Source organism: Chitinophaga sp., assembly GCF_019236475.1.
In the GTDB taxonomy this organism is placed as follows: domain Bacteria; phylum Bacteroidota; class Bacteroidia; order Chitinophagales; family Chitinophagaceae; genus Chitinophaga.
On sequence record NZ_JAFAIX010000003.1, the window covers coordinates 51,561 to 64,836 of the forward strand.

13 protein-coding genes and 1 tRNA gene are annotated in these 13,276 nt (G+C 41.6%); 7 read left to right on the forward strand and 7 right to left on the reverse strand.

All coding sequences use genetic code 11. The features are described from left to right. Window positions 1–31 precede the first annotated feature (31 nt). Window positions 32–817 (forward strand): phosphatase PAP2 family protein, encoded by a 786-nt coding sequence (locus tag JO154_RS02340; RefSeq protein WP_291941515.1) that lies wholly within the window; start codon window positions 32–34, stop codon window positions 815–817. Between the two features lie 101 nt (window positions 818–918). On the opposite strand, the gene JO154_RS02345 is transcribed toward JO154_RS02340, so the two are convergent. Then, window positions 919–1,299: a helix-turn-helix domain-containing protein gene (locus tag JO154_RS02345; protein ID WP_291941517.1), complete on the reverse strand. Its 381-nt coding sequence runs from the start codon at window positions 1,297–1,299 to the stop codon at window positions 919–921. 108 nt (window positions 1,300–1,407) lie between these two features. On the opposite strand from JO154_RS02345, the gene JO154_RS02350 reads away from it, so the two are divergent. Next, window positions 1,408–2,385, forward strand: a complete 978-nt coding sequence (locus JO154_RS02350) for an NmrA/HSCARG family protein (RefSeq protein ID WP_291941519.1) — start codon at window positions 1,408–1,410, stop codon at window positions 2,383–2,385. A 185-nt stretch (window positions 2,386–2,570) separates the two neighbouring features. On the opposite strand, the gene JO154_RS02355 is transcribed toward JO154_RS02350, so the two are convergent. From JO154_RS02355 to JO154_RS02370, 4 genes are all read right to left on the reverse strand, one after another. Further along, window positions 2,571–2,918, reverse strand: a complete 348-nt coding sequence (locus tag JO154_RS02355) for a hypothetical protein (RefSeq protein WP_291941521.1) — start codon at window positions 2,916–2,918, stop codon at window positions 2,571–2,573. Then, complete coding sequence (locus JO154_RS02360; protein ID WP_291941522.1) at window positions 2,896–3,450, reverse strand: NAD(P)H-dependent oxidoreductase; 555 nt, start codon at window positions 3,448–3,450, stop codon at window positions 2,896–2,898. The genes JO154_RS02355 and JO154_RS02360 overlap by 23 nt, the downstream gene beginning before the upstream one ends. Before the next feature lie 426 nt (window positions 3,451–3,876). Continuing rightward, on the reverse strand, window positions 3,877–4,722 hold the full coding sequence (locus JO154_RS02365) for a helix-turn-helix transcriptional regulator (RefSeq protein WP_291941523.1): 846 nt from the start codon (window positions 4,720–4,722) through the stop codon (window positions 3,877–3,879). A gap of 110 nt (window positions 4,723–4,832) precedes the next feature. Continuing rightward, window positions 4,833–5,498, reverse strand: a complete 666-nt coding sequence (locus JO154_RS02370; RefSeq protein WP_291941524.1) for a hypothetical protein — start codon at window positions 5,496–5,498, stop codon at window positions 4,833–4,835. A gap of 349 nt (window positions 5,499–5,847) precedes the next feature. On the opposite strand from JO154_RS02370, the gene JO154_RS02375 reads away from it, so the two are divergent. The 5 genes from JO154_RS02375 to JO154_RS02395 all read left to right on the forward strand — a co-directional run bounded on the left by JO154_RS02375 (window position 5,848) and on the right by JO154_RS02395 (window position 12,231). Beyond that, window positions 5,848–8,769 carry a hypothetical protein gene (locus JO154_RS02375; protein WP_291941525.1) on the forward strand — a complete coding sequence of 974 codons (2,922 nt, stop codon included), beginning with the start codon at window positions 5,848–5,850 and terminating at the stop codon, window positions 8,767–8,769. Between the two features lie 48 nt (window positions 8,770–8,817). Continuing rightward, window positions 8,818–9,405, forward strand: a complete 588-nt coding sequence (locus JO154_RS02380) for a GNAT family N-acetyltransferase (protein ID WP_291941526.1) — start codon at window positions 8,818–8,820, stop codon at window positions 9,403–9,405. A gap of 33 nt (window positions 9,406–9,438) precedes the next feature. After that, window positions 9,439–9,975 carry a hypothetical protein gene (locus tag JO154_RS02385; RefSeq protein WP_291941527.1) on the forward strand — a complete coding sequence of 179 codons (537 nt, stop codon included), beginning with the start codon at window positions 9,439–9,441 and terminating at the stop codon, window positions 9,973–9,975. Between the two features lie 74 nt (window positions 9,976–10,049). Continuing rightward, a complete protein-coding gene (locus tag JO154_RS02390) occupies window positions 10,050–10,871 on the forward strand; it encodes a hypothetical protein (RefSeq protein WP_291941529.1) in 822 nt (273 codons plus the stop codon). Next, complete coding sequence (locus tag JO154_RS02395; RefSeq protein WP_291941530.1) at window positions 10,861–12,231, forward strand: hypothetical protein; 1,371 nt, start codon at window positions 10,861–10,863, stop codon at window positions 12,229–12,231. The genes JO154_RS02390 and JO154_RS02395 overlap by 11 nt, the downstream gene beginning before the upstream one ends. A 64-nt stretch (window positions 12,232–12,295) precedes the next feature. Here JO154_RS02395 and JO154_RS02400 read toward each other — a convergent pair. Further along, window positions 12,296–12,379: transfer RNA gene (locus tag JO154_RS02400), tRNA-Leu, on the reverse strand. 97 nt (window positions 12,380–12,476) lie between these two features. After that, the gene (locus tag JO154_RS02405) at window positions 12,477–13,046 is read right to left on the reverse strand and encodes a hypothetical protein (protein ID WP_291941532.1); all 570 of its coding nucleotides are present in this window, start codon (window positions 13,044–13,046) and stop codon (window positions 12,477–12,479) included. Between the last annotated feature and the right edge of the window lie 230 nt (window positions 13,047–13,276).

Here is a 13,276-nt window from a genome sequence, read left to right on the forward strand (position 1 = left end):
TCATTTTTTATCTATCGTAAATCTATTTGTATTGAAAAAATCGATAAAAGCCCTTGCGTCTCTTGGTTTTGGCTTGGTATTCCTACTTACGTATACAGCCACCTCTGCCCAAACGGATACAACAGTTACGGCAAGTAAAGATAAATCTCCTGTTTTTGCTCCACATAAAATCACCTACAAGTCATACCTTCTTCCAGCGGCATTGATAGGTGTCGGAACCACAGCCACGATCATTAGGGTCCATCAAAATGATTATAAAAATGTCGCGCTCAACACCACAAAAAAGGAACCCAGCATATTCATGCAGCCCGAAAATTATACCGCCTTTGCGCCGGCAGCAGCAGTATTTGCGTTAAACCTGGCAGGTGTACATGGCAAACATACACCCGCAGAGCAGGTATTGCTTTACGCGGTATCTGCGGGGCTTACTTCCGCTATCGTATATCCATTAAAAGGAACAACAAAAGTGCTGCGGCCTGATAATACCGACTTTCAATCTTTCCCATCTTCTCATGCGGCCATCGCATTTGCTTCCGCAGAATTTTTAAGACGTGAGTACGGGGATCAATCCGCCTGGTATACCGTTGCAGGTTACGCGGCTGCTACCACCACAGCTATCATCAGAGTGGCCAAAGATGAACATTGGGTAGCAGATGTGTGTGCAGGAGCAGGAATTGGCATTGCTTCCACTACCACCACCTATTGGATTTACAATAAAATAAAGGCGCATTCAAAGAATAAGAAGTCTTCCAACGCATTATTAATGCCGGCTGTTGCACCTAATTTTTATGGCGTCTATTTAGCAAAATCTTTTTAAAGATACCGGGAGATGGTATCTACTATTGTATTCTATTCGCCATTAAAGAGGAAAGTCTAAGATCTTGCTCTTTAATGGCGAGTTGATTTCCTTCTTCACTATCACTCAGTAGAGGCTTTTACAAATTCCCCACTCTCCCTCACCACCTCATTTCCCCATTTGGTAATCGCTTCTAAAACAGGAACAAAACTTTTCCCGAAATCGGTTAAGCTATAAATAACTTTTACAGGTGGTTTTTTCCCATATACTTTCCTTAACACCAAGCCATCTTTTTCTAATTGCTTTAATTGTAGGGTCAGTGTCATTTCCGTAATGGCTGGCATTTCTTTACGCAGCTCACTGTATCTCTTCGGCTCGTCCTTTAAATGATATAAGATTACAGCCTTCCATTTTCCACCTACTAAATCCATTGTAAGACTTACCGTACATGGGTAAGTTTTCCCGTTCAGTTTTACATAATCACCGATACATTCTGTTTTCATCTTACGCTTTTTTCGACCTATCTATTTCGATAGTTATTGTAAAAGTAGTGTACTAAAAATAGTTTTGCAACTAAAATAATTATAGTTATATAATTCGCAAAAAAAGAAATGGCAACCAATTTAAGAGAACGAGAAACAATTACACAAAAGGACAATCCTCTTATTACCATTGTGGGTGTTCTGGGTAAGCAGGGCATTAGTGTGGCACGTTCGCTGTTAGAAAACGGACATTACCGCGTACGTGGTATAACCAGAAGGATTAACTCCCCGGAGGCAATTGAATTAGCCCAACAGGGAGTTGAGCTGGTGAGTATACCGCTTGACCTCGGATATAAAAAAGAGTTTGTAGAAGCATTCCGAGGCGCAGATGCAGCTTTCATAATGACCCCAAACCTTCCCCCACCAGCAACCCACGAAATGGAATTAGGCATACAACTGGCAGATGCCGCAGTGGAAGCAGGAGTAAATCATATTGTTTTTAGTGGTTTGGAAAACGTGGATAAAATTACAGGAGGAAAAATGTCCGCTCCGCATTTTACGGACAAGGCTAATATCGAAGAATATATTCGCACCTTACCTGTTACCAGTTCATTCATTTATTTGTCCCTATTTTATACTAATCTGATTGAATTTTACACCCCTACTTTAAAGGGCGATACACTTGTATTTCCCATGTATTTACCCAAAGATTTTCGTGCACCTTTTGTTGACCCTCTTACAGCCACCGGACCGGCTGTTTTGGAAATTTTTTCAAACCCAAGTCTGTATGCTGGTAAGTCATTGCCAATAGTCGGCGATATTATATCTCCCCAAGAAATGGTAGATACCTTTACCGAGATAACAGGCAAAAAGGCGGTGTATAGTTCTGCCTTTACACGAGAGGAATTACTTAATCATTTCCCTGAATTCCATTCAAATGAGCCTTTAGTACAGGAAATTTTAGGGATGGTAGGGTATACCGTTGATTACGGGTATTTTAGAAAAGACCGCGACCTATTGTGGAGCAGGCAAATAAACCCTGACACACTGAATTGGGCGCAGTTCTTACGCACTACAGGTTGGGCAGGTCAAAGACTTTCCTATTAACCCAATATATTTCACTAATTACGGGTTAATGTGGAATTCAAATAAATAACAAAGGCTCCCTTTTCAGGAGCCTTTATAACTAATTATAACTTACGTTCCTAAAACAGGAATGAGGATGCCATTTCTCCACTGAAAGAAGCTTTTGCACTGCTGTTCCCCAATCAAGAATGGGTTGCACCAATAATTCATATGTGAATAAAAAGCGAGGTCCGTTCTTTTGGTTCCAGGTTTTTTGTTTTGTGTCCTTTTCCGGTTGTATCTTCTAATAGTAATATTTCCCCCGTCTGAAACTGCCTGACCTCTCCTAAAGAGGTCTCGATTTCCACGCCGCCATCCAACAGCACAATGTACTGCTGTTGTGGAGCACAATGAAAATCATAGTCGTAATCTGCCGACACTTTTCTGAACTGCAATGCCTTTACGGCATACTTTTCCGACAGGAAGCCGATGGCACCGTTATCGGTCAATGCTATCTCTCTTTCATCGAAATGCGTATCGCCATTCTGATCGCTAAATACCCGCGTAATTTTCATACTTCATATTTTGTAGCGCTGTGCTGATGAAATAATCGAACTCCTGTTTTATTGCTGTATTACTGATCCCCTCCTCCGCTGAAAAATTTTCATCAAATTTAGGCAGCGAAAAATAGCCAATGATTTCGGCCCCGTGTCTCGGAAACCTGCTCATGGCAGCTTCTAAAGCAGACAGCCCACCTCTTGGTCCCGGTGATGTGGATAATAAAAGCATCTTTTTCCCTTCAAACATTTTCATTTTAAAGCGAGAAGTCCAGTCAAACAGGTTTTTGAAGGCGGCAGTATAGCTTCCATTGTGTTCCGCAAGTGAGATAATTAACAAGTCAGCTTCATCCAGTTTTGCTATGAAATTCTTTACCGCCTGTGGCACTCCAATTTCTTTTTCCACATCAACGGTAAACAGCGGCAACAGATAATCATTAAGGTCAAGAATTTCTATTTCTGATTTTTTAAAGAAGGATGCCGCATAAATGGCTAGTTTTTTATTGATTGAATTTTTGCTGTATGAAGCTCCAAAAGCGACTATCTTCATTTTTCGTTTTTTATCTGAATACAATTTTATTGGCCCAATCTATATCCTCCAAGACGATGGAAGGCCCATAAACAGTAGTGTCTGTATATCGCCCACACGTCTTTTTTGCTCCATTATCCTCATTAAAGTCTACCTGGTGGGTAGCACCGCCTTTGGTATAAATATGCCTTAAGGAAAAATTTGCCCGGTGGGGAAGATACAGCTTTTCCAGCACATCACTAAGCAACTCTTTAATTGTTCTAATGCTTAACTGATGTTGTTTCTGAGGAGTGCAGGTGTGCTGAAATACTTGCGGCTCTTGCACACTATAGAATCTGGAGCATTAAGAATGGCGCTGACACTAATTCGGTCAGTTTTTAGTATTTGTAATTTACAAATGGTAATGTTTGGCTTTTAGAGGCAATCACATATTTCATAGAGCCCTTCTCAGGAACAGGAATACTGATCCTTGAATTCTTTCGGCGTTAAGCCTGTCTTCAGTTTAAAATATCTTGAAAAATAAGCCACATCTGAAAATTCCAGTTTATAAGCTGTGTCTTTGATTGTGTGCCCACTAATGAGTAGTCGTTTCGTCTCTAAAAGTACTCGTTCATCAATCATATCGGTTGCCTTACAAAAGAAGTGTTTCTTACACAAGACATTCAGGTAATTGGCGGTAATATTTAATTGTGCAGCGTAAAAAGATACAGATCGTTCTTCCAAAAAATGTTTGTCGATCAATGCCAAATAATCTGTTAAAATGGGCTGTTTGAGAAATACAGTGAGGTTGTCAAATACTCGTTCTCCGATCTGGCTCATCATCAGTATCACCACATACATGCGGGCAACCACCAAATCTAGCAATACGGGCACTTCATCAAGATTGTTACGTACGGTCAGAAATTCATGAAGCAACTTGTCATAATCTGCCTGTTCCAGGTCAAATACCGGGTGTTTGCGATAAAGTGCAAAGCCAAACCGAAAGGCATTCCCGATAATGTCAAAAACCTTACTGTCAACCATCAACTGATGTACCTTACTATTGGCGTCCAGCTTCCAAGAATGGACCTGATCCGGGAACAGGATGTGAAGTTGTTTGGGGCGTATGTCGTAATTGATAAAGTCAATACTATGCACGCCACTACCGGTCTCAAATAAGACCAACAACAAGAAATTATGACTATGGGGTTTTGAGATCTCGTTTTCACCGTTCAATGGGTAATACAGCACATCATGCGCTGCATCCAATTCTAATCGAAATTCATCGATTTTACGCTCTGGGTATAGATCCATAACAATAACCCGGTAATTAAATACCTTTTTTATTATGATATATAATAAATCACATGACCCTATCTATTAGCCAAAATTGTTTAGGGAATACGCCAATCATTTATTTCTTATCAATTTCTCGCTTTTTTTTGATCATCTGCCTCTTTAAAAAGAGCGCAAACCTGGCTTCTCAAATTGTTGGCAATGCATACCTGCTGATTCCAACTACTAGGGACCAGACCTTCCACGCCCCGGGGATTTCCGTCATCTAATTGGAACAAGTAAAATACACCGCCAATACACTGTGCATAACCCGTTCGGTAATCTATACCAGTACCTACAAAATAAGCTTCAGATTGTTTAAACAATTCTTCCTGGAGCCCTTCCCAACAACTCCTAACCTTGTCAAGGGCTGTACTTCGTTCTCCATAACTCCAGATAAGCACCTTTTGATAAATCAGATTTTTGTACAACGGTACCATCAATCGCTCTAAATAATCTCCCACCACTTCACACCCAAAAGCTTTTCCCGTGGGAACTTGAAACGGCTGAAACAATTGTTCTTTTTCCACTTTGTCAAGCATTCTTTCAATAAAGGATTCTTTAAGACCATTCAGGCTTCCAAATGAACGCTCAATTGTGGAGACTCCCAGTCCTGACGATTTAACCACATTATCAAGCGTTACACCACTATGCCCATCCGTTACCAGTAACTCCAGAACAGCTTGGTATAATTTTTCCGCATTTTTATCTGCGCAATGGGCAAACTGTCCAAGTTCAAATTCAACCCTTTTCATTGAGCGTAATTTTGTTAATACTCTGTAAGAAGATGAACGAAATTACCACTATAACCCACACCGTTTATTGGACAATACCTAAAAATACTGGTATAATTTATAACTAACAACAACCAGGCTCTTGAGATCACAAGATCAATGATTAATAAATTGTACAACTTTTTCACGATTCAGTGCAAAAATTGAAGATGAGGTGAGAAGTAATTTTGCATTCAGATTTGTGGTAACCTTTCCCCGTTTCATGTTTGGGTTTTTGGGGGATTGGTGAAACGTGGGAAAGGTTACTTTAACATGTAGTCTCCTAGTCTCTGGCGGGACTATCAGGAAAGTGGGAATAAACATCGGTTTAATGAACAAAAAGTTGGATAAATATGAAGCGAATAGGATTACCTTACAAACAAGAAGAAGTACCTCTAATAGCTGGCATCACTTTTTGCTATGGTTGCTCATAAGTTTTGGAGGCATTAAGACAGCGACAGCACAACAATCGCCCATTACCTATTCATTTAAACAGGATACGGTAACAATAGAAAGGGCAAATACTTTCTCTAATATCCTGGTTGTTACCAACCAGACCGACAAAGTGGTCACTTTGGAAAGTAAAGCTAATGAAGCCATGAACAGTGGCATATTAAGGGTTCCTAACAGCATCCTACTAGCTCCCAAAGAAACAAGATCTATCCCCGTAAAATTTTTCGCAGAAGCGGCTACCATTCATCAACAGGTCCAGGAATTCATCCTTACACTTACGGACGTGAAACACAATATTCAAACAGGTTCGCCAGCCGTATTTTATACGAAAATAGAGGAAGGCAGAAGTATCGTTATCGGAACAACGTCTCCCGAAATTTACTTAAGTACACGGGATCATCTAGCAACTATACCTGTAAGGCTTCTCAATAACAGCCTGGTGTCCAAAACTTTTATGTTGGACTTTGAACAAGTCCCAGAGGGCCTGGAAATCATTGGTGAAAGAGGGCCTATAACTGTTGCAGGTGGTGAAGAGGTAACGCAATCCTACCTCTTAAAAGACAAACGCGGACCCGGCAAGGCGGCGGATTTTTCAGTAATCATCAGGGCTATAGACAGCGTAAAGGGGCAACTGGACCGTAAGGCCCTCCGTGTGATGTCCCTCTCCAACCGCAGGAGCCTTAGTAGCCCTGAAAGCGATTTGCTCTCTTCGAGCATCCCCAATACCGCGTCGATTAGTTATGTCAATGCAAATACCTATTCTTCTGTACAACTATCGGCCAACGGCCATTACAAGCTAGGTGAGCAAGAGCACCTGGGCTATAATCTAAATCTGAACTATTTTACGAACGGTGAAAACAAGGTCACGATGTTTAACACGTTTGTTGACTACCGTCGGGGGAAATATGGCATCCGGGCTGGTAATATTTATGAAGACCTGGACTTTAATGTCAACGGTATCGGCACAAAAGGCTCCTATTATTTTAATGACAAAAAGCGGATCAATATTTACGGACTAAGGAACAACTATCTATTGTATGCAGATGGCCTTAACCCTGGCGTTGGTGGCAGCACCTTTGCAGCAGAATACATCGACGGTGACCGTAACCACGAAAAGACCCGTGTTATTGCCCTAACCAATAAAAACACTTTGGATCATGTAACAACGGAACTGGCTTCTGCCAAGAAAGAGATCCTGCATAATAGCAAAGAGCAACTGAACATAGAAGGCGGAATCAGTACAGAATCCTACGAACGTAAAGGTAATGAACACCATGATGGTTTTGCGCTCGGTGCCGATTATACCTACAGGCAACCTGATATGACCGTGACGACGCGTCAATATTATGCATCTCCTTACTATGGCGGTATCCGGCGCGGGATGTTCCAGTCGGAAAATATGATCTCTTATGGCCTGAATGCTACAACTGCTATCAGCGGTAGGATCAGTGTCTTAGACAGCCGTCCAAAATACCTTGTCAGGCAGTTTAATAACTTCCTGATGCGCACGAATGCATACGGAAACCAGATTTACGAAGCAGGTATCCGATTCACCCCGGCATCATCATGGCATTTCTCCGTAAATCCTTATTATTTCAGACAATATATGGAGCCGAGAAATTATTTTCCGGCAGATACCTTTAGCGGGGAGATGTGGCGCTCTAGCTCCGTCAGGGCTAAATTCAACGCAACCTTTAACAAGGGGACCCATAGTCTTTACTTTGACATGGACCAGGGTTTTACTTATCAGAATACCTCCGGCCATCCAGAAGCGCCTTTTTACTCAGCACGGATCAATATAAATTATAACTACCGTTTTTGGGGATTAGATGGATTTTACCAACACAATCCCTATTTTCTTTCAGACGCGCTTGTGAGCAAGCCAGGCACTGTCTATAACGTGTTCTCTTTGGGGTTAAAAGGCCAGTTTACTGCGCTCAAAGACCGGCTTGGGGTAAATACTTCAGTTAGGTATTACGATTACGGGTACAACCACAGCCAAAATTATGTACTGAATGTAGATGCACGCTACCAACTCCCCAATAACTGGATGCTGAAGGCGGATGTTTTCCTGGGGCTTAACAAACTCAGTCAGCTATCAATGTATGACCCGCAGACTGGCTTGAACCCAATACCACCACAATACACTGGTGACCAGGCCAGTTTACTGACTTCCAGACAGATTACCGTGGGCATTGTAAAGCGCTTTGGCAAGAACCGAAATATCCGCGACCATAAACTTACCCTCCGTTACTTTGAAGACCGCAACGGTAACGGTGTTCGGGATGCTAACGAACCAGCCGTAAGTGACCTGCTAGTGAAAATCAATCACCTGACAGCCGTTACAGATCAAAAAGGAAAGGTGGTCTTTGATGCCCCTGCAGACAAAGGCTATACACCGACCATTCTCTCTACCGATGGTTGGATGCAAGGAGTCGATTATACGATACTGCTGAACCGTAATAAAACAGTGGAGGTTCCACTGGTTAGGTCCGTGAAACTAACAGGCAATCTCGAAAAGATTTCAGGGGGTTATATTAACGGTGAACACGCTTTATCAGGTATCCGTATCCATGCAGTAGCTGCATCCGGGAAGACTTACCAAACCTTAACTGACAATAAAGGACAGTTCACCTTTTATCTACCGGAGAATCGCTATACTATTTCCGTAGACACGGTCGGACAAACTTTTTCTGTTGCCGAAGAACACCAATCCATCCAGGTGGATAAGGAAAACACACACCCTCTTATTTTCCATTATAAAGACGAACGTGTTGAAGTAGATGTGAAAAAATTTTGATGATGGCCGCATATGATGAAAACGAATAAAGAATAAAATCAGTGCAGGATGAAAATAAGTGTTAAATGTAAATGTTTTGATGAGCTTACGCAGCAGGAACAGTCAAGAATTCAGGTGCTGCGTAATGAGGTATTCCATACAGCGCAGCATTTGGGGCAGCAAGGCATGGATAGTAAAGACCGTTTTTCCCGTCATCTTTTGTTGTATAAAAACGATAAGATATGCGGATATGCAAGGCTGCTGCCACCAGGCTTGGTTTATGATGAAATATCCGCAGATAAATTTGTTGTTGCCACTTCCTACCGTGGTAAACATATCGGGCACATATTAACCGAAAAAGTAATTGCTGCTTGCTATAGGTACTATGGAGATCATCCCATTAGGATCAGCACACCATGCTACGGACGGAAGTTCTACACTTCTTTTGGTTTTAAAAGGACCAGCGAAATATATATGAAGTCCGGCATCGGTCATATACAAATGGTAAAGCAAAGGGCAAACTTTTCATCGACTAAAACGAATCTAGTTATAAATAGTACAAGATTATCAGGCAATGGTGCAAAAGCCTTGGATAAGGACGATCGTAATTTTGCATTTTCAATACAGGCAGAAGCCATATGCTCAGCAATAGCGTAAAAAAGTAGTCACTAATTTTAAAAAGCAGATAGAATGAAAAATCAAGTTTTGACAGCAGCCGTGGTAGTAGCAGGATTAGCGTTTGGAAGTAACAAAGCGATGGCACAGGCGCTTCCACAATCACAACAGGTGATCGTTAATGTGGACCTGAAGGATGCAATGGGCTTATTTCCTGGTGATGGCGGTACTGATCTGCCAACCTTTGAATTTAACAATGCGGACGACTATACACACCCCCATCAAAAAAATAAAAATAAGCAATTGCATGTGGTAAGCACGGAGAACTACAAGATTACCGTAAGAGCTGAAACACCAGCATTCAATTCTACAGAGTCCGCAGCAACCTTGCCACTGAATATTTTAACCATTGCTGCAAAACAGTCAAATGGCGGTTCTTACCAAACAGACGTTACCCCAACTACCGTAGATCAACTAATCTATACAGGAGGTAAGGCTACAGTGGGTGATGATTTCGATTTTAACTATACAATTACTCCTAACCAAACAATGGTAGAAGCCCCTAAAGAACTTTATAACGTTACATTGACGTATACAGTGGCTGCTGAATAAGATTAAAGAGGTTGGTGGAACAAATAACACCAACCCCACTCTTTGATCCGTGTTAACCCCAAATAATTAAAGAGATGAAAAAAAATTTTAAATATCAAATTGTTGCTTTTGCAATCATGCTGATACTGGCGAGATCCGTCCATGCCGGTGCCCAGCAAATTTCCATTTCCCCTGCTAGGATTACCTTTCACGGGGAACCGGGACAGACAGTAAGCGAAACAGTTTTAATTAGCAATAGCGGGGATACCAATTTTGAATTTGTTACCAGTGTAAAAGATTGGAAGCGGGACGCTATAGGGAACAAACTGTATCAACCTGCAGGTACTTTACCGCATAGCAATGCGGAACAGGTGCGCCTAACAGAAACGCATTTCGTGGTAGCGCCACATGAACGCAAAACAGTAACAGTTTATATGGATATTCCCCAGGCGAATGATCCTATTGCCACCAATAGCATGCTTTTTTTTACACAGACCAACCCTTCAGAACGTAAAAGTGCTGCACAGGGTGCCATTGGCATTAAAATAGGTTACGAGTTTGCTATCCAGGTGTTTTACAATTCTAACTTGGCTAAAAAAGGGGAAGTGGAGTTTGATAGTTTTGATTACAAACCAACTTCGGATAAAAATACACCTTCATCCCTAGTGGTGGGATATCATAATACCGGTGAAATCAACAAGACAGGCCAATTGAGGGTGGAACTCACCAATAAGCATACAGGCCAAGAAATCAAATTGCAGCCATCGCCGGTCGCCATTATGCCCCTTGGCAAGCAATTCATCAACGTTGTCCTCCCGGCTGATCTTCCAAAAGGAGATTATTTGGCAGTTGGCATGTTGGATACCGGGGCAGGGTATCGATTAAAAGTTGGAGAGAAAAATTTTCATGTTGAGTAGCAGATCCAATAGCATATGGGCAGTATTAATTGCTGCATTGTTCTCACTGAACGGGCAAACCGTGCGGGGACAACAGGCTACTATTATTCTAGGCGAATCACAGCTTAGCAGAGATCGCGCCAGCACAACAGTTGCTAACATTAACCCGGTAACATCCGATCCGAGGTTTGTTATCCGTTCCCAGTCACCAAACTTAAATGGTGCAACTGGTAGCATTCCTGTTAACCAGGTCCGTGTTACGCCCATACAAGATAATACAGAACGGGGATCAGTTACGTTAGGTCAAAACGAACAGAATGTAAGACTTCTTTCACCAAACCCTAACAAGTCGGCCGATGATCCATTGTTTGTTCGATTTGATATAGAAAACCTTTCCAGGTATGCATGGAAAGCCGGAAGATACCAAACAGAATTGGTCGCTGGCATTACCAGTGGGAAAGGACAGCAGCACCGGTCGTTGGCAACAGGGCTGCAAGTTGAAGTGGCGCCTGTGCTCAGTGTGCAACACACTCCATCCTTAATCAGACTCCATATCAATGATGCCCAACAATACCTGACTGGTTATGTATCACCAAGTCTGGAAGAACTGGGTATCATACATACACTTCCCTTAAATATTAGCGCCGGCACCGATGCTCCCTATTTTTCATTTATAGGAACCGGTGAGGCTACCAACATCAAGGCATCTGTGGGGGCCGTCAAATATCAATTGAGTGGCAACGGGGGCGTGCCCCCCATTGCCTTGAATACAACGAGTCAACCCGCATATACCAATAACGTGATCCCAGTAGGTAACCATACGGATCTTGGGCAACGTTTTACTATATCAGCCGAGGATTTAAAGCGCTATTTTAATAATCCTGGAATCTACCGCACTACCCTTAACCTTCAAATAGCTGACGATCCTGCGAGTCCAACTGTAGTAAAACAAACTGCCGTTCAACTCGAAGTAGTAGTGGATGAAGTGATGGCTTTCGCTGCTACTGACAAACATGTAGATATCACTTTTGGAACAATAGAAGATTATCAGAATGGGGTTATTTCCGACCAGCGCGGACATTTGCTATGGATAGGAAATTATCGGATGAACCTTTCGGTTCGTTCGCTGGATGCGACATTCAATTCCGCAAGTAGTAGTTTTCCAATTGGAAACCTTTACGTAGGAGGTATTTCAGGTACCAGTATCCGTACAGTACAAATGACAACCACCAATCAGATTCTTGTGCAGGGATACAACCCAAACGGCCAGACAACCGTAAATATCCGTTACCAAATCCCTGCCTCAAAAAGCAAAGACCTTGTTGGAAAACCTAAGGAGATATATTCAGCAACGATACTCTATAGTATCTCCACCTATTAGGAAGAATAAGCAGAAAATCGTACAAACAAAAAAGGCTTGTAAGTCAATCCTTACAAGCCTTTCGTGCCCAGAACAGGAATCGAACCTGCACTCCCTTGCGAAAACAAGATTTTGAGTCTAGCGCGTCTACCAATTCCGCCATCTGGGCAATTGCCTTTCGCAATGCATCTCCGCCGTAACGGGCTGCAAATGTAAAAATGTTTTTATTAATTCCAAATATTATTTCTGTAACAACTATTAATTTTTCACTTCCCAATCTTCGCATCAACAAGACCTCTCCTCCTTTCCTGTAAAGCATTTTGAAATCGAGTCAATCTTTTTCGTGCGTTTAAAAGTTGTGACTTTTGACAATCAGATAGATTAACAAATGCCCCTTTTACCATGAAGCTGGTGCAAATCTCTAAATTGCACACCCAACTTTTAAGGTCATGTGTTAATTGCCTAGTATCATTATCAAAGTTGAAACTCTCATTACTGTATATCTCTGTCAACTGGCAAGACAATTCTTTTAACCGAATTAAAAAATACTCCGTCGCAATATTACCACCACTGCTTAATACAATCTGACGAAAAATCTCCTTAATATCCTGCGTAACGGTGATGATCCTTTCTATAGAACTAATCTGCTTTGTGCTTAAATCGAATTTAAGCTCATGAGCTTTCCTTTTTTGCTCTAATTCGAATTTTAGTTTTTCCAGTTCAAGTGCCATATGCCCACTGCTCCTACTCGTACTTTTAGTTGAAATTAGACTAACAATTGCAACAACACATGAAGTAATTGCGGTGATGATCGCAATCAGAATTGGTCCTTCCATCAATAATAGTTTTGGTGTATTAATTAAAACCTATTTATAAAAATGATCTACCGCATAACAATACGTAAGCCTTCTTGTTCACCAAACTAATGGGAAGTCTAATTGATCAATGGGTGGGGTCTTAGGGTTGGAGTTTGTTAAAATAAAAAAGGCCCTCGATAAAAGGTGAAAGTTAAAAGTTCGTATTTTATTTAAAGCAACGGGTGACTCTTGGCCACCCGGTTTTATTT